This is a genomic window from Halopseudomonas sp. T1L2 (assembly GCF_055397385.1).
The window spans coordinates 1721789-1739264 of the sequence record NZ_AP040865.1 but is presented as its reverse complement, the minus strand read 5'-3'; the positions used below and the strand labels follow the sequence as shown (position 1 = coordinate 1739264).

General features: G+C 61.5%; 14 protein-coding genes and 1 tRNA gene. 7 read left to right on the top strand and 8 right to left on the bottom strand.

Annotation, left to right across the window (positions count from 1 at the left end; all coding sequences use genetic code 11):
* The first annotated feature begins 17 nt into the window (after window positions 1-17).
* From moaC to ACZ5WQ_RS08025, 6 genes are all read left to right on the top strand, one after another.
* Complete coding sequence (gene moaC / locus ACZ5WQ_RS08050; protein WP_088273642.1) at window positions 18-497, top strand: cyclic pyranopterin monophosphate synthase MoaC; 480 nt, start codon at window positions 18-20, stop codon at window positions 495-497.
* Entirely contained in the window at window positions 494-742 is a 249-nt protein-coding gene (locus tag ACZ5WQ_RS08045; RefSeq protein WP_228247306.1) for a MoaD/ThiS family protein, read from the top strand. The genes moaC and ACZ5WQ_RS08045 overlap by 4 nt, the downstream gene beginning before the upstream one ends.
* A gap of 1 nt (window position 743) precedes the next feature.
* Window positions 744-1199: a molybdopterin synthase catalytic subunit MoaE gene (gene moaE, locus ACZ5WQ_RS08040; RefSeq protein WP_228247307.1), complete on the top strand. Its 456-nt coding sequence runs from the start codon at window positions 744-746 to the stop codon at window positions 1197-1199.
* Between the two features lie 12 nt (window positions 1200-1211).
* Window positions 1212-2207 carry a GTP 3',8-cyclase MoaA gene (gene moaA / locus ACZ5WQ_RS08035; protein ID WP_464383539.1) on the top strand — a complete coding sequence of 332 codons (996 nt, stop codon included), beginning with the start codon at window positions 1212-1214 and terminating at the stop codon, window positions 2205-2207.
* A gap of 94 nt (window positions 2208-2301) precedes the next feature.
* The gene (gene hemN / locus ACZ5WQ_RS08030) at window positions 2302-3684 is read left to right on the top strand and encodes an oxygen-independent coproporphyrinogen III oxidase (protein ID WP_088273645.1); all 1383 of its coding nucleotides are present in this window, start codon (window positions 2302-2304) and stop codon (window positions 3682-3684) included.
* A gap of 232 nt (window positions 3685-3916) precedes the next feature.
* Window positions 3917-5788: a methyl-accepting chemotaxis protein gene (locus ACZ5WQ_RS08025; protein WP_464383538.1), complete on the top strand. Its 1872-nt coding sequence runs from the start codon at window positions 3917-3919 to the stop codon at window positions 5786-5788.
* Here ACZ5WQ_RS08025 and ACZ5WQ_RS08020 read toward each other — a convergent pair.
* The 8 genes from ACZ5WQ_RS08020 to ACZ5WQ_RS07985 form a co-directional block, all read right to left on the bottom strand.
* Complete coding sequence (locus ACZ5WQ_RS08020) at window positions 5785-6252, bottom strand: (2Fe-2S)-binding protein (RefSeq protein WP_464383537.1); 468 nt, start codon at window positions 6250-6252, stop codon at window positions 5785-5787. The genes ACZ5WQ_RS08025 and ACZ5WQ_RS08020 overlap by 4 nt on opposite strands.
* On the bottom strand, window positions 6249-8507 hold the full coding sequence (locus ACZ5WQ_RS08015; RefSeq protein ID WP_464383536.1) for a xanthine dehydrogenase family protein molybdopterin-binding subunit: 2259 nt from the start codon (window positions 8505-8507) through the stop codon (window positions 6249-6251). Before ACZ5WQ_RS08015 ends, ACZ5WQ_RS08020 begins: the two co-directional genes overlap by 4 nt.
* Window positions 8504-9286 carry an FAD binding domain-containing protein gene (locus tag ACZ5WQ_RS08010; protein ID WP_464383535.1) on the bottom strand — a complete coding sequence of 261 codons (783 nt, stop codon included), beginning with the start codon at window positions 9284-9286 and terminating at the stop codon, window positions 8504-8506. The genes ACZ5WQ_RS08015 and ACZ5WQ_RS08010 overlap by 4 nt, the downstream gene beginning before the upstream one ends.
* Window positions 9287-9681: 395 nt before the next feature.
* Entirely contained in the window at window positions 9682-10146 is a 465-nt protein-coding gene (bfr, locus tag ACZ5WQ_RS08005) for a bacterioferritin (RefSeq protein ID WP_088273649.1), read from the bottom strand.
* A 212-nt stretch (window positions 10147-10358) separates the two neighbouring features.
* Window positions 10359-10432: transfer RNA gene (locus ACZ5WQ_RS08000), tRNA-Gly, on the bottom strand.
* Between the two features lie 43 nt (window positions 10433-10475).
* A complete protein-coding gene (locus ACZ5WQ_RS07995) occupies window positions 10476-11474 on the bottom strand; it encodes an LLM class flavin-dependent oxidoreductase (RefSeq protein WP_338212759.1) in 999 nt (332 codons plus the stop codon).
* A 77-nt stretch (window positions 11475-11551) separates the two neighbouring features.
* Window positions 11552-13858, bottom strand: a complete 2307-nt coding sequence (locus tag ACZ5WQ_RS07990; RefSeq protein WP_269687033.1) for an EAL domain-containing protein — start codon at window positions 13856-13858, stop codon at window positions 11552-11554.
* A 17-nt stretch (window positions 13859-13875) separates the two neighbouring features.
* On the bottom strand, window positions 13876-15036 hold the full coding sequence (locus ACZ5WQ_RS07985; RefSeq protein ID WP_269687034.1) for a tetratricopeptide repeat protein: 1161 nt from the start codon (window positions 15034-15036) through the stop codon (window positions 13876-13878).
* Between the two features lie 290 nt (window positions 15037-15326).
* On the opposite strand from ACZ5WQ_RS07985, the gene flhA reads away from it, so the two are divergent.
* Complete coding sequence (gene flhA, locus ACZ5WQ_RS07980) at window positions 15327-17453, top strand: flagellar biosynthesis protein FlhA (protein ID WP_464383534.1); 2127 nt, start codon at window positions 15327-15329, stop codon at window positions 17451-17453.
* Window positions 17454-17476 lie beyond the last annotated feature (23 nt).

The following is a 17476-nucleotide window of genomic DNA, read 5'->3' as shown; positions in this document are numbered from 1 at the left end:
GCAACCGGACCTACTTTATGCTTACTCACCTGGACGCACAAGGCCGCGCCAGCATGGTCGATGTCACCGACAAGGCCGTTACCCATCGCGAGGCGGTCGCCGAGTCGCTGGTACGCATGCGCCCGCAGACGCTGGAATTGATTCAGAGTGGTGGTCACCCTAAAGGTGACGTCATGGCCGTTGCCCGCATCGCCGGCATTCAGGCGGCCAAGCGTACGTCCGACCTCATCCCCCTGTGCCATCCACTGATGCTTACCAGCGTCAAGGTAGAACTCGGCATCGAAGCGCCTGACGCGGTGCGCATTCAGGCGCGCTGCAAGCTGGCCGGTCAGACTGGTGTCGAAATGGAGGCGCTGACAGCGGTCAGTGTCGCTGCACTGACCCTGTACGACATGTGCAAGGCAGTCGACAAGGGTATGGTGATCGAGAGCACCCGGCTGCTGAGCAAGAGCGGTGGAAAGAGCGGTGAGTTTCAGGCGGAGGCGGGTAGCGCGTGATAGAGCTGCAGTTTTTTGCCCGTTACCGGGATGTGCTCGGCAGCAGCGGGGAGCAACTGATGTGGACCCCGGAGCTGGGCACCCTTGAAGACCTTCGGCAGCTCCTGCTGGCCCGTGGTGAGGCATGGCAGGTACTTGCCGAACCCCGCCTGATGTGTGCGCGTAACCAGGAGTTGTGCACCCTTGACGAGCCACTGGCTGACGGTGATGAGATTGCCTTCTTTCCGCCAGTGACGGGTGGTTGATGTGTTGATCGAGGTGCAGCAGGCCCACTTTGATCCGGGCGAACGGCTCAATCGTCTGCATGCGGACCATCTGGGCGTGGGCGCCGTGGTCGGCTTTGTGGGTTATGTGCGCGACTATAACGAGGGTGATCCGGTGTCCGGCATGTGGCTTGAGCACTATCCGGGCATGACGGAAAAGGCGCTGACCGGTATCGTCGAGCAGGCGCAGACCCGCTGGCCGCTGCTGGACGTGCAGGTGTTGCACCGCGTTGGCCAGCTTGAACCAGGTGAGCCGATTGTGTTTGTTGGTGTTGCCAGCGCCCACCGCCAGGCAGCCTTTGAGGCTAACGCCTTTATCATGGATTACCTCAAGACCCGCGCGCCGTTCTGGAAGCGCGAAGCAACGCCGGATGGCGAGCGCTGGGTTGATGCACGCGATAGCGACGAAGTTGCGCTTTCGCGCTGGAAAACAGATTAGTCGGAGCCTTGCATGACACAGTCGATATTGCAGGACGGTCTGGGGAGAAAGATAGAATATCTCCGTATTTCGGTGACAGATCGCTGCGATTTCCGCTGTGTTTACTGTATGGCCGAAGATATGACCTTTCTTCCCCGCCAGCAGATTCTCAGTCTTGAGGAGATTGAGCGTTTGGCGCGGTTGTTTGTCGCCCGGGGCGTTCGCAAGATCCGGCTGACCGGAGGCGAGCCGCTGGTGAGGCGTGGCGTGGTTGACCTTTGTGCCCGCATCAGTGCCCTGCCGGGGCTGCGCGAACTGGTGATGACCACCAATGGCTCGCAGTTGACCAGGCTGGCCCGGCCGCTGGCCGAGGCCGGCGTTAAGCGGCTGAATATCAGCCTCGACAGCCTCAATCACGAACGCTTCAGGAGTATTACCCGCACGGGTGACCTGCAGCAGGTGCTCGATGGTATCGAGGCTGCGCGTGACGCCGGTTTTGAGCGGGTCAAGCTCAACACGGTGGTGCTCAAGGGCCGCAACCACGATGAGGTGCAGGCGCTGGCGGCCTACGCGCTGGAGCGGGGTTTGGACATCACCTTTATTGAAGAGATGCCGCTCGGTGAGGTCGGGCGTGAGCGGGGCGAAGCCTACTGCTCAAGCGACGAAGTGCGCAGCCTGCTGGCGGAACGCTACCGCTTGATCGACAGTGCTGAAAACTCCGGCGGCCCGGCGCGCTACCTGCGAGTCGATGGCTACCCGGACAGTCTCATCGGATTCATTTCACCGCATTCGCACAATTTTTGTGACACCTGTAATCGGGTACGTCTGACCACCGAAGGGCGCCTGCTGCTTTGTCTTGGACACGAGAATTCGCTGGATATGCGCGCCCTGGTCAGGCGTCATCCGGAGCATGACGAGCCGGTCAGCGAGGCTCTGGAACGCGCCCTGCAACACAAGCCGGCGCGGCATGAATTTAGCGTGGGTGGTGAGGTTCAGGTGTTGCGTTTCATGAACGCGACCGGCGGCTAGGATGCGGCCACGGGTCTATTGACGCTGGTCAAAACCTGGTTTGCCTGGCCGGCGTAGGCTTTGTTCCATGCCAGAGCAAAGCCGGAGTTTCCCCATGCTGCCCACTATTCGTTGGGATGCCGATCTGATTCGACGCTACGACCATGCCGGTCCGCGTTATACCTCCTATCCCACCGCCGTGCAGTTTCACGACGGTGTCAAACCGGCAGACTTTCTGCACGCCATCGACGCCTCCCGTGAGGCCGGTCGGCAACTTTCGCTTTACGTACATGTGCCGTTTTGCGCCAACATCTGCTACTACTGCGCCTGCAACAAGGTGATTACCAAAGACCGCAGCCGGTCGCGCGAGTATCTCGCCAGCCTGCAGCGCGAGATGGAGCTGATCAGCGCTCATCTGGGCCCGGATCAGGTCGTTGAGCAGCTGCATTTTGGCGGTGGGACGCCCACCTTTCTCAGCCATCAGGAACTGCGCGAGTTGATGGCCGGGTTGCGCAGTCGGTTCAGCCTGCGTGACGACGATATCGGTGACTACAGTATCGAGATCGACCCCCGTGAGGCCGACTGGGCGACCATGGGGCTGCTGCGCGAGCTGGGCTTCAATCGTGTGAGTTTTGGCGTCCAGGATCTGGACCCGGAAGTGCAGCGTGCGGTCAACCGTCTGCAGACGCTGGAGCAGACCCAGGCCGTGATGGACGCCGCGCGCACGCTTGCCTATCGCTCGATCAACATCGACCTCATCTACGGTTTGCCCAAGCAGACGCCGGAGAGCTTCGCCCGCACCGTTGAGGCGATCATCGCACTCAAGCCTGACCGGCTGTCGGTGTTCAACTACGCGCATCTGCCGGAACGCTTCATGCCCCAGCGCCGGATCAACAGTGCCGATCTGCCTAGCCCCGCGCAAAAGTTGGAAATGTTCGAGAACAGCGTGCGTCAGCTGCTGGCAGCGGGGTATCGCTACATTGGTATGGATCACTTTGCCCTGCCGGACGACAGCCTCAGCATCGCCCAGGAGAACGGCGAGCTGCAGCGCAACTTTCAGGGTTACACCACGCACGGGCATTGCGATCTGATTGGTCTGGGCGTCTCCTCAATCAGTCAGGTCGGTGATTTGTACTGTCAGAACAGCAGCGACCTCAAGGTCTATCAGGAGCGTTTGCAGGCGGATGAGCTGGCGACCCAGCGTGGTCTCGTCTGCCATTCCGACGACATCATTCGGCGGGCGGTTATCAGCCAGCTGATCTGCCATTTCCAGCTGCAGTTCAGCGATATTGAGGCGCGCTTCGGGATCGACTTTCCCGAGTACTTTGCCTCCTGCCTGCCGATGCTTGAGCAGATGGCCCGTGATGGGCTGATCATCCTCACACCCGGCGGGATTCGGGTTATGGCCGCCGGCCGGCTGCTGGTGCGCTCGATTTGCATGCTGTTCGACGCCTATCAGAGTGACACCAGCCAACAGCGCTTCTCGCGCATTATCTAGCTCAATACACGGCGCCCTGCGACGTCAGCAGGGCGAGCGTTTTCGACAGCGTCACCGGCTGTGCTGTCGAGGCGCTCTGGCTGGCGTGTATCGGCGATGAGATGGCAGTCTGCTTGCAGCAAAATGGCATTTCGTCATCTAACCTTGAAAAGACGGTCTGTATCGCCGGAAATCAAGTTTCCGTCTGGCGGGACGACATACAGTTTCAGACCCCCTTTTCGAGGCAAAACCGATGCCTACCAGACTCAGCTTCAATCAGAAGATCCTGCTGGCCGCGTCCCTGGTCGTGATTGCGGCCTTTTCGGCCTTCTCTGTCTATAACGATTACCTGCAACGCAAGACTCTGCAGACCAATCTGCAGACGTATCTGACCGACGCCGGGACGCTGACGGCGGACAATATCAGCAACTGGTTGTCCGGTCGTATTTTGTTGCTGGAGAATCTGGCACAGAATATCCAGAGCGAGAGTCCGGACCGGCTGGTGCCGTTGCTCGAGCAGCGCACGCTGGCTGAAACCTTCGATTTCAGCTACCTCGGTGCCGCCGATGGCGCCTTTACCATGCGGCCTGATTCCGAAATGCCGGCGGACTACGACCCGCGCTCGCGGCCCTGGTTCAAGGGCGCGCGTGAGGCCGGCAGGACCATCCTGACCAGCCCTTACGTCGACGCCGCAACCGGCGCACTGATCATGACTATTGCCACACCGGCAGGGGCGGGCGTGGTTGGCGGCGACCTTAACCTTCAGACCATTTCCCGGATTATTAACGCCCTGGATTTCAATGGCATGGGGTATGCGTTCATGGTCAGCAGTGATGGAACCATTCTGGTGCATCCCAATGCCGACCTGCAGATGAAGACCCTGAGCGAGATCTACCCGCGGAACACACCGCGCATCGAGCGCAGCCTCAGTGAAGCCGAGCTGGATGGTCAGCCGCGCTTACTGACGTTTTTGCCGGTCGCCGGATTACCCGGTGCCGACTGGTACGTCGGCCTGTCGATTGACCGTGACAAGGCTTTCGCCAGCCTTGCCCAGTTTCGCTATTCAGCGCTGCTTGCGGTTATCGTATCGGTGGTGATTATTGTGCTGCTGCTTGGCGTACTGATGCGCTACCTCCTGCGTCCGCTGGTATCGCTGGGAGCGGCTCTGGAGAATATCGCCGAGGGCGAGGGTGATCTGACCCGTCGCCTGCCTGTCACCAGCCAGGACGAGTTTGGTCGGTTGGCCAACGCCTTTAACCAATTCGTGCAGCGTATCCACGAGTCAATCAGCCAGGTGGCCAGTACCAGCAGTACGCTGCACGACGTTGCGCGGCAGGTGGTTGATGCCTCCAATGCCAACATGGCCAGCTCTGACGAGCAGTCCAGCCGGACCAACAGCGTGGCGGCGGCTATCAATGAGCTGGGTGCGGCGGCGCAGGAAATAGCCCGCAATGCGGCGGATGCATCCGCGCAGGCCAGTCAGGCGCGCCAGGGAGCGGAGCAGGGATCGGCAGTAGTCAGCCAGTCGATTGCTGCAATGCAGGAACTGTCGGCCAAGATCAGTGAATCGAGCAGAACGATTCAGTCACTCAGCCACAAGACCGAGGACATAGGTCGCATTCTGGAGGTGATTCAAAGTATCTCCGAGCAGACCAACCTGCTGGCGCTGAACGCGGCCATCGAGGCGGCCCGTGCCGGTGAGGCAGGGCGCGGGTTTGCGGTGGTTGCCGATGAGGTGCGCAACCTCGCACACCGCACCCAAAGCTCTGCCCAGGAAATTCACGACATGATCGAGAATCTGCGCACCGACGCCAGTGCAGCGGTCAGCATCATGACCGACAGTCAGCAGTACAGTCAGCACAGCGTCGAGGTAGCGGGGCAAGCCGGCACCCGGCTCAGCGAGATCACCCACGGTATTGGCGATATCGACAACATGAACCAGTCGGTTGCTGCCGCAACAGAGGAACAGACCTCGGTAATTGAAAGTCTCAACGTCGACATCACCGAGATCAACACCCTCAACCAGGAGGGAGTTGATAACCTGCAGGCGACCCTGCGTGCCTGTGCCTCACTCGAGGATCAGGTCACCCGGTTGAGGCAATTGGTGGGCAGTTTCCGTATCTAGGTTGCCAGCTCGGCAATCGCCTGCCGCAGCCCGTTGTAACCGGTGCAGCGGCAGAGATTGCCGTGCAGGGCCTGTTCGAGCTCAGCGACATCCGCAGCGGGGTTGTGGCGAAGAGCGGCGGTCAAGCTGCTGACAATGCCGGGGGTGCAGTAACCGCACTGCAGCGCGCCGGCATTGACCAGTGCGGCGCTGATGTGCTCGCACAGCGGGTCCTCGCGCAGCCCTTCAATGGTCTCTACCGTGCGCCCCTGCACCTGACAGGCAAGCAGCAGGCAGGCGGGTACGGAGTCTCCATCAACCACGACGCTGCAGGCACCGCAGCGACCTATGCTGCAACCTTCCTTCGGTCCGATCAGCCCCAGATCCAGGCGCAGTATGTCGAGCAGGCGACGGGCGGCCGGTACTTCGAGCGTCTGCTCCTGGCCATTGACGGTGAAGTGCAGGGTAAAGAAGACGTCGTTCACGGATGTAGCTCCTGCATGGCTGCAAGCAGTGTGGTTGGTTCTACCGGCAGGCGCTCCGGGCGTACGCCGATGGCGTTCTCGATGGCGGCGGTGATGGCCGGGCTTATCGCCTCGATGCCCAGTTCGCCGATACCGCGTACCGGGTAGCTTTCTCCGCCGAGAATGCCTTCTATGACGTCGACCTGTTGCTCGGGAGCGTCGGCCAGTGTCGGGATGAGATAGGCGTCGAGGTTGTCCAGCAGGTACTGACCGTCCTGCATGGGCACGTCCTCAAGCAGCGTCATGCCCATGCCCATGATGGCGGCCCCTTCGATCTGGCCGCGGTAGCTGGGCGGGTGGATAACCCTGCCGCCGGCGGTGATATGGTGCAGGCGCTCGACACGAATCCGCCCCGTCAGCCGGTCGACAGCCACGTGCGCAACGGTGGCGATGAGCAGTTGCAGATAGCGTCCGCGCGGGGTCGCGTCCGGGCCGGTCGGAAAGTCGAAATGTACATTCAACGTGACAGGCGTGCCTGCGCCAGCCAGTTGCGGGTAGCTGATGACGAGCTCACCTGACTGATCCCGCAGTCCGCCGGGGCCGGGTTGCAGCCCCGGTGTTGCCAGTGGCGCCAGACTGGTCAGCAATGCGCGCCATTGCGGCTGCAGGCGGCGCAGGGCCTCCACCGCGATGATGCTGCTGCGTGAGGCGCTGGTCGGGCCGGAGTCGGGTCCGCTGGAGTCGCCCAGACGGATATCCAGATCCTCCGGTGCGCAGTGCAGGTAGTCGCAGGCCAGATTCCGGATTGCTGCAATTACGCCCTGACCGTACTCGATGAAGCCGAATGCCAGTTCGATGCGGCCATCGTCAGTCAGGGTCAGGCGCGCGCCGCCGGCGTCGGGTAACCCGTTACCCAGGCCATTGCCCTGTGCACCCATCGCCATGCCGACGCCGGTCACCCAGCGGCTGTCGTCGGTACTGCTGGCGCTGGCCCACAGGGGGGATTGCAGCGCCGCATCTAGCAGCAGTCGGGGATCGCAGGGCTGCTGCTGGGTCTGGCCCTCGACGCAGGGGTCCTGCGGTGTACGCAGGTTGCGCCGGCGCAGTTCGGCCGGGTGTAAACCGGCGGCGTGGGCCAGCCTGTCCAGCTGGCTTTCTACCGCAAAGGTCGCCTGGTTGCCGCCGAAGCCGCGGAAGGCGCCGGCAACACCATTGTTGGTATGCACCAGTTGACCGCTCACGCGGATATTGGGGATACGGTACAGCGGCGCCGCGGCGTGATCGGTCAGGTTGGTGAGGACCGCAGGACCCAGGGTGGCATAGGCACCGGTGTCGAGTACCGCGTGCAGCTGGTGGGCGAGGATGCGACCCTGCGCGTCACAGCCGGTGCGGGCAACGAGTTCAACCGGATGGCGCTTGATGCCGGCGATGGTCGATTCGCGGCGATCGAAGTGAATGCGTATCGGGCGTCCGGTGCGCAGTGCGAGCAGTCCGGCGGCCGGCTGCATGGTCAGCTCGTCCTTGCCGCCGAAACCGCCACCGGTCGCCAGGCCGATTACGCGTACCTTATCCGGCGGCAGGCCGAGAATGCTGGCCAGTTGTACGCGGTCTCGGTGGGCGCTTTGGCAGCCCACCCGGAAGGTCAGCCCACCGATCTCATCGGGCACCACCACGCCACCCTCGGTCTCCATGAAGACATGCATCTGCCGCGGGGTGCGGTAGTGACCTTCCACCACGAATGCACAGGCGGCGAAGGCTGCCTCGACGTCACCGTGTTCGATCAGGGAGCTGTCCAGCAGATTGCCATTGGGGTGCAGCGCCGGCGCGCCATCGGCCAGTGCCGCGCTCGGGTCATTGACCACCGGTAGCTCGGCGTAGCGCACCTCGATGAGGCTGAGCGCGTGTGCAGCGATCTCGGGCGTATCCGCCGCGACCGCCGCCAGCGCATCGCCGAGGAAGCGCACGTGATCCGTGCAGAATACCGGCTGATCGCGAAATACGATGCCGTAGTTATTGGTGCCGGGAATATCGGCTGCGGTCACCACCGCGTGTACGCCGGGCAGCGTTCGCGCGCGCTCGACGTCGATGCCAAGCAGACGGGCGTGTGGCAAAGCGCTGCGCAGAATGCGGCCATGCAGCAGGCCAGGCCAGTCAAGTTCGTCGGTGGGGTAGCGCAGTTCGCCACGCACCTTCTGGGTGGCGTCAGGGCGCGGCTGCCAGCGCTCGGCGAAGGTGTCGGCGGTAAGAGGGCGTGGCGTGAATGCGGTTGTGTTCATGCGTGGCTCCCGTGCCATTGTGCCTGGACAAGATTGGCCGCTATCTGCAAAAGCGGTTGCTCGGCCAATTCGGGAAGGTCTGCGGCCAGCAGGGGCAGCAGCGTGCGGGTCGTCAGCGGCTGGTCGGCGGTTGCCGCAAGGGCCTGTTCGCAGGCTCGCAGACGACGGGGTCGCAAGCTTGCGCCGCCGGCAGCCAAGCGCAGATCCGGTTGTGGCTGCCATTGCCAGCTGCTGGCGATATTCAGCAGTGGCGGGTTGAATGCGCTGCGGCTGGCCAGCTTTTCCATGCGCAGATGTTGCTGCGGTTGCGGCAGTGGCAGGCGAACCCGGGTTATCAGGGCATGCGCTGGTGGGGCCGTCAGCCAATCGGCCAGCAGTGTTTGTTGATCCGCGCCGTTGTCGTCCAGCCAGTCAAGTCGGGCGTCGAGTACCAGCAGGGTAGGCAGCAGGTCGCCGGCAAAGCCGATATTGCCCGCGAGGGTGGCGATATGCCGAATGCCGGGTGCGCCAACCCCGAGCAGCGCCGTTTCAAACACGGGCAGCTCTGCACACAGATCCGGATTGCGCGTCAGCTCCGATAGCCGGCTCAAGGCACCAAGGGACCAATGGTCTGCGGCCCGATGGCAGCCGTGCAGTGTGTTTATCGCATTCAGGCTGACCACATGCTCTGGCCACCTGCCGGTTTTGTTCCAGCCGAGTTGCAGCGCGCTGGCTCCGGCCATATAGGGCGCGCTGTGGTATCTGGCGAGTGCACAGGCTTCTTTGGCGCTGGCGGGCATCAGTATCCGTGTCTGACGACGATCTGGGCAGGTACCTGAGGTCACTAGAGTACTCCAATTGACTGGAGCTGCTGGCAATGCAGAAAAGGTGCCATGCCGGCTGCATCGGCTGGCTGTTGCTGCAAATTCCTGTCTGAACGGTCAGTTTTGAGGCTTGGGTTGAAAGAGAGGCTTCTGATCCGTGGTCCGCACTGGACGATGCCGGTGCAGAGGGGGTATTCGGCTTCACTAGGCTGGTGCACTAACGAATATTAGTTCGAATTCCGAAAATGCTGACCTTGTGGTCTGGAAATGAAAGGCACCGCCGGGGAGGCAGATGCAGTGCGGTGCTAGGGGGCGAATGGCCGCATGACGCCTGCCAGCGTCAACTGGCAGGGCTGTGGCGCGGCGTCAGATTACATTTGCGATTGCAGGTAGTTCTGTTCACCAACCATCTTGATCAGGCGCAGTTGCTGCTCCAGCCAGTAGGCGTGATCCTCTTCGGTATCTGCCAACTGGACTTCAAGTATTTCCCGCGTCTGGTAGTCGCCGACACGCTCGCACAGGGCAATGGCGTTAGCCAGGTTCTCGCGTACCTCATATTCCAGCTTCAGGTCTGACTCGAGCATTTCCTGCACGGTGCTGCCGGGGGTGATGGGCGAGGGCCGCATGTCCGGCTTGCCTTCAAGAAACAGCAGGCGCTTGAGGATAGCGTCGGCGTGCTGGGTTTCTTCTTCCATCTCATGGTTGATGCGCTCGTACAGCTTGGCATAGCCCATGTCTTCGTACAGTCGCGAATGCAGGAAATACTGATCCCGTGCGCCAAGCTCACCTCGCAACAGATCGATAAGACAGCTGACGACGTCCGGATGGCCTTTCATGGCGGGTACTCCACTGACATTAACGTTTGACTGGACATTGTGCCCAAGCGGACCGCTCTTGTCATCCGTTTGTGCAGAAAAAACCAATCATTACAAGGGGTTATTGGTATGTTGGTCGTAGAGAAAAGCATAAGCAGAGGCATTTGCGTACGCGAACTTTTCTCGCCTGACCGGCTTGTGACAATGGAAAGTAAAGCAGAAGGGAGCGAAATTGGAGCGGGTGAAGGGAATCGAACCCTCGTATGCAGCTTGGGAAGCTGCCGTTCTACCATTGAACTACACCCGCGCAGGCGTCTTTTTACCAGAGTCGCCTGCATCAGGGAAGGGGCTCAGAGTTGCTGGCTGGCCTGCATCAGCAGTTGGTAGCTGTGCTTTCGTGCATTCTGGTCAAAAATCGGGCTGTTCACGATCAGTTCATTGGCGCCTGTTCGCTCCAGCAAATCGGACAGCTGGCCGGTCACGCTCTGCAGGTCGCCAATGAGACTGCCAGCGAGCGTCGACATCACCTGATGGCGTTCATGCGGTTGCCAGAGTGATTCCATATCCCGGGTCGGCGGTGGCAGCTGTCCCGGTGTACCGCGGATCAGGTTGAGAAACGCCTGCTGATGGGAACTGGCCAGGTAATGGGCCTGCTCGCGGTCGTCCGCGACATAGGCGTTGATGCCGAGCATGGCGTAGGGCTCGCTGTATTCATCGCTCGGGCGGAAGCTTTCGCGGTACAGCCGCAGGGCGCTGAACAGGTAATCCGGAGAGAACTGTCCGGCAAAGGCAAAGGGCAGGCCGAGGCGGCCGGCCAGCTGGGCGCTGAAGGTGCTGGAGCCGAGCAGCCAGATCGGAATGTTCAAGCCGTTGCCCGGCACGGCACGCAGGCGCTGCCCGGGCTCAAGCGGTGCAAACAGACGGCGCAACTCTTCGAGCATTTGCGGAAAGTCTTCGCCGTCGGTGCGTCCGCGGCGCAGGGCGTTCGCGGTGGCCGGGTCGGTGCCCGGGGCGCGACCAAGGCCAAGATCGATGCGGCCGGGGTAGAGCGATTCCAGCGTGCCGAACTGCTCGGCGATCTGCAGCGGCGCATGGTTGGGCAGCATGATGCCGCCGGAGCCGATGCGAATGCGCTGGGTGCTGCCGGCCAGATAGCCCATGACGACAGAGGTGGCGGCACTGGCAATACCGAGCATGTTGTGGTGTTCCGCCACCCAGTAGCGGTGGTAGCCGAGCGTCTCGCAGTGCCTTGCCATGGCCTGGGCGTTGTGCAGGGCATCGGCAGCTGTGGCGCCTTCGCTGATCGAGCATAGGTCAAGGACGGACAAGCGAATCGCAGCCTGGCTCATGGGGTGTTCCGTGATTGCTAGTGGCTAGGTTGAATATCCTCGGCGCCTGCGATGGCCCTTGCAACCCTGAGGACCATTCATCCAGCAGGTTGATGGAGGTCTATTTCCGTGATCAGGCTGGCCGATGGCATGCCGATCGCAGCGCCCTGGGCGAAGTCGATACCCAGTGCCCTGACCTGTTTGAGGACGGCTGGGCTGTGAACAAACTCGGCAACGGTCTGCAGGCCGAGCTCCTGTGCGAACTGGACGATGCCGCGGCACAGGGTCAGTGCGGTGGGGTTCTCGTCGAGCTGGCGGATCAGGCTGCCGTCGATCTTGATCAGGTCGACGTTGAGTCTGAGCAGGTGTTCGAAGTTTGAATAGCCGGTGCCGAAGTCATCAATGGCAATGAGGCAGCCCAGAGCCTTGGCGCGGTCGATGAACTGACGTACGGCGGCGTAGTTTTCGATACCTTCCGATTCGAGGATTTCAAAGATGACGCGCTGTCCGATAGCGTGGCTTTCTACCGTCGAGATGATGTAGTCGGCCAGCTCCGGATCAAGCAGGTCTTCGCAGGAGAGGTTGATCGAGAAACTGTGGCGCTGATCAGCGAAACGGGCGATTGCGCTGTCGATCATGCAGCGGGTAATCGCGCGATACAGGCGCACTTTCTTCGCCAGCTCAAGAAAATGGATCGGGCTGACCGGTTCCCCCTGCTCGTCGATCATTCGCACCAGGCATTCGTACTTTTCAATACGCTGGCTGGTGACGTCCATGATCGGCTGGAAGAAGGCGACGATGCGCTGCTCCTCCAGCGCTGCACGCAGCCGGTTGGCGCCAATCAGGTTCTGTTCGTATCCTTCGCGCACGCCCCGGCTGGCGTCGTAAAACACGAAGCTCTCGTTGCCGGCGCGGGCCAGCTCGAGTGCGATGTTTGCTGCCGGCAGCAACTGCTCGCCGCTCAGGTCCTGCGCTTCGCGCTGGTTGCAGCACGCCACGCCAATACTGGCGTGGAGCGGGATATCCTGCTCTTGCCAGCGAATCTCCAGATTGCTGATGAAGCCGAGCAGCCGCGTCAGGGCAGGGGTTAGCTGTTCCTGGCTGTGATGGCCTGGTAGCCAGATGGCCAGCTCGTCGGCCGGCATCCGGTACAGCCGGCTTCCGCGCCAGTCCGCGCGTTCGTTCAGGTGCTGCTGCAGCGCCTGGGCCAGCGTTGCGATAACGTGATCGCCGCACTGGTGGCCGTAGAAATCGTTGATTTCCTTGAAGGCATCCAGATTGAGCAGCAGCAGGCTCGCGGTGTGGGTTTTCCTGAGATCAGCCAGCAGCCGTTCGCGGTTGGGCAGATGGGTAAGGGGATCGGTGTACAGGTTGCGCAGCTGGCGCAGGGTGCCGGCCACCAGATACAGAATCAGCGCGGAAATGATCAGCATGACCGTGCCCGCCAGCAGCTGAATGCGGGTACTGCTGTCACGCATCGGCGTCAGTACCGCATCGATCTCGGCTTGCGGAACACCGATGCCGAAGATCATGCCGGCACGGGTTGGCGAGTAAAACAGGCTGTAGTCCTGCTCGTCTACCTGATGCCTGAGTTGCTGCATCGGCGATGCCAGTTGTCTTGAACTGATAATCGGAAGCGGCTGGTCCTGCAGTCGCTGATGAAGCTGCAGCGCAGTCACGCTGTTGATCATCCGCTGGGCGCGATCGACGTCGGCGGCGTCAGACAGGCTGGAAAGGTTGCGGTTGTCGTGGTCCAGCAAAAAGGCAAAGGTGCCGGGCGTCACTTCGACCCGGCTGACAGTGCTGATGATGTCATCGGCCAGCCAGTCGGTCATGGCCAGACCAAGAGGGCGTCCCTGCGCATCACGTATCAGTGTGGCATGGCTGATCACCACCGCGTTGATGCTGCTTTTGTAATACGCCGCGGTCCATTGCTGTGCTGGCTCGATAGGTGGCTGCAGCCCGCGCAGACGCTGAAACCAGGTGGTGAGACGCTGCTGTTCGTCGGCACTGACCGGCTCGACCTGTATGCCCTGTCCCTGGCGGTAGGCATAGTGGGCCGGGCGTCCGGGCTCGCTGTACCAAAGGCTGCTGCCGTAGCTGTCGGGAAAGTCCTGCAGGGCGTTGCGAAGGGTATCTGCCTGCGTCGCCGGATCGGCAGGGTTGCGCAGCAGCAGTCCGCCGGCTCGGGCCAGCCCGCGGGTGCTCTGCTCCATCAGTCGGTGATGGGCATTGATGCGATCAAGGTTGGCATAAAAGGTGTCGGTAATCTGGCGTTCGCGCAACGTACCCATCGCATTCTCGGCGAACTCCAGATTCAGGCTGGCGATCAACCAGCTGCCGAGCAGGAACAGCCCTACCAGCAGGCTGAGCAGAACCATGATTGCGCGTTTGACTGGCAGCATCCCTGTCACCCTCAACCTTAGCGGCTGTTGATACGCTGTTGCAGGGCGCTGCGCGCACTGGTCAGCTGGTCATTGCTGAGTTGGCCAGACAGCTGTTCGACGTAGCGTCGGCCGCGGGACTCTCCGTTCACCAGCGCCAGACTTAGCCAGAAGTATGCCTGCTCCAGATCTTGCGGGCCGCCATTACCCTGCATGTAATCAAGCCCCAGACGGTATTGCGCTTCGGCTGACCCAAGCTCTGCAGCCTCGGTTAGCCAGCGGCGGGCAGACGCGGTGTCTGGGTGGTTGCGAGCCAGCTGAAGTATTGAAGGTATGTGCTCAGCCAGGGCGGCCCGACGCAGTTGCTCCTCGGCCTTGTTCGGGCTGACGGCGGTTCCGGTTCCGTTCAGATACGCCAGGGCCAGCTGATAGCGGGCTTCGGGCTGGCCGCTGTCGGCTGCCTTTTTCAACCAACTGAAGGCGTCCCTGTCGGCTTCGCTGCTGTTTTGTCGCTGCAGTAGATCAGCCAGCAGCAGCTGGCCCGCAGTATTGCCCTGTTCGGCAGAGTCGCGGGCCCAGCGCAGTGCCGTGTCGCCTTGCCCGGTGCTGTCGGCAATGCTTGCCAGGTGATGCTGGGCCTTGGCATCGCCTGCTTCGGCTGCAGCGCGGCAGGCATTGCCAGCCTGGCTGTAGTTGCGGATGGCAAACAGCAGGTAGCAGGTTTCCTGCTGGTCCGTGGTTGGGCTGCTTCTGGACGGTGTACTTGCGGGCTGCGGTACCCGGGCTGCAAACGCGCCCACCTGGTTTGGGCAGGAAAACTGATAGCCGGCACGCAGTCTCCGCAAGTTGTCGCGGGTCGGTTGCTCGGCGGCGTAGCGTTGGCCGATGGCCTCGCAGCGGCTGTCTCGTTCTTCTTCGACCAGTGGAATGTAGTCTGAGTAGACCGGATCGTCGGCGTGGGCGTTCAGGTAGCGGGTGAGGGGATCGATGTACGGTTGCGCGAACAGCGCTTCGACGTCGGCATGGCGCTGCCGGGCAGCCGGGTCGCTGGTCAGTCTCGAGGCCAGGTCGGCCAGGCGTTGGCTCTGGGTTCTGATTATTTCACCGGAACGGCTCAGCAGGCTGTCGGGTTCAGACAGGGTTTGGCATCCGCTGAGGGCGATGCTCAGTCCAAGTAGCAGAGCGATAGGCGCGCGCATGATACCTCTCGGGTTGCGACCAGCCGGCGAGTATCGGGCTGTAGTGGCAGTGGATGGCAGCGTTCGGTGCTCACGAATCTGCCGGGTCAGTCATCTGGCCATCCTTTGCCGTTACAGCGTCAGGCAGTTTATCAGAAGGTTTGCCGGGACGAAGCAGAACTCGAGTGCAGGCGAACAGCCATTGGTAGACCTGTACCGGGCCTGCGGGTTCCTAAAGTGGAACGCTTCTTGCGTAGTCCCGGGTACAACGCAATCTGCGTCAAATATTTGATCTGGGGACTTTTTCGCCAATGGCTGTCGATCGCGCGCAACTGATGGGAAATATGCGGACCAATCTGGCCGGCTTGCGCCACGGCAGTCTGGGTATCCCGATTCTGCTGCTGGTGATGCTCGGCATGATGATGCTGCCGATCCCGCCATTTCTGCTCGACGTACTGTTTACCTTCAATATTGCGTTGTCGCTGGTCGTATTGCTGGTGTGCGCCTACGCGCTGCGACCGCTGGATTTTGCCGTTTTCCCGACCATCTTGCTGGTCTCGACCTTATTGCGTCTGGCGCTCAACGTGGCCTCGACCCGCGTAGTGCTGCTGTATGGCCACGAGGGTGGGGATGCGGCCGGTAAGGTAATCCAGGCCTTCGGTGAGGTGGTGATTGGCGGTAACTACGTCGTTGGTCTGGTGGTGTTCGCGATCCTGATGATCATCAACTTCGTGGTTGTCACCAAGGGCGCAGGCCGAATTTCCGAGGTGAGTGCGCGCTTTACCCTGGATGCCATGCCGGGCAAGCAGATGGCAATCGATGCCGATCTCAACTCCGGTCTGATCGATCAGGATCAGGCCAAGGCGCGTCGTCAGGAAGTGGCCCAGGAGGCCGAGTTCTACGGTTCCATGGACGGTGCCAGCAAATTCGTGCGCGGTGACGCCGTCGCCGGCCTGCTGATTCTGTTCATCAACGTGATTGGTGGTCTGGCTATCGGCATGGCGCAGCACGGGCTGCCGTTTGCCGAGGCCGGTCGCATCTATGTGCTGCTGACCATCGGTGATGGCCTGGTTGCCCAGATCCCGTCGCTGCTGCTTTCGACTGCCGCGGCGATCATGGTGACCCGGGTTTCCTCCTCGGAAGACATGGGGGCGCAGGTTCAGCGTCAAATGTTTGCCTCACCCAAGGCGCTGGCGGTGGCTGCGGCGATTCTGATCGTCATGGGGCTTATCCCTGGCATGCCGCACTTCTCTTTCCTCAGTCTCGGTGCGATTGCGGCGGCGGGTGCCTACCTCATCGCCAAGCGTCAGCAGGCCAAGGAGGAAGAAAAGGTGCAGGAAGAGCGTCAGCAGGCCCAGTTGCCGGCCGTTCAGGCGCCGGAGGCCCGCGAGCTTGGCTGGGATGATGTGACCCCGGTTGACATGGTCGGGCTTGAAGTCGGGTATCGACTCATCCCGCTGGTTGATCGCAATCAGGGTGGGCAGCTGCTGGCGCGGATCAAGGGCGTTCGCAAGAAACTTTCGCAGGATCTGGGCTTTCTGATGCCTTCGGTCCATATCCGCGACAACCTTGATCTGGCGCCCAATGCCTACCGCCTGACGCTGATGGGCGTGGGTGTGGCCGAGGCCGAGATCTACCCCGACCGTGAGCTGGCGATCAACCCGGGTCAGGTTTTTGGCGAGATCAAGGGTGTGCCCGGCAAGGATCCGGCGTTTGGTCTGGACGCAGTCTGGATTGAGCCTAACCAGAAGGATCAGGCGCAGTCACTCGGCTATACCGTGGTTGACGCCAGCACCGTGGTTGCCACCCATATCAACCAGATTCTCTACAAGCACGCCCACGAGCTGATTGGTCATGAGGAAGTGCAGCAGCTCATGCAGGTGCTGGCCAAGGCGTCGCCGAAGCTGGCCGAGGAGCTGGTGCCGGGGCTGATCTCCCTGTCCAACCTGCTCAAGGTGCTGCAGGGCCTGCTGCAGGAACAGGTGCCGGTTCGTGACATCCGGACCATCGCCGAGGCCATCGCCAACAACGCGAACAAGAGTCAAGATACCGGCGCGCTGATCGGCGCTGTGCGTGTCGCGTTGTCACGCTCAATCGTGCAAAGCATTGTGGGGCTTGACTCTCAGCTGCCTGTGATCACGCTGGAGCCAAGGTTGGAACAGATGTTGCTACAGAGTATGCAGAAGGCCGGTCAGGGCGCCGACGACGGTATGTTGCTGGAGCCTGGCATGGCCGAGAAGTTGCAGCGCTCACTGTCTGATGCCGTACAACGGCAGGAAGTGCAGGGCAAGCCGGCAGTACTGCTGGTGGCGGGGCCGATTCGAATGATGATGGCCAAGTTTGTACGCTACGCAGCCCCGGGCGCCCATGTACTGTCCTACCAGGAAATTCCGGACAGCAAGCAGGTCACCATCATTGCGACGGTTGGCCAGAACTGAACTGCAGCACTCTGAATGAATGA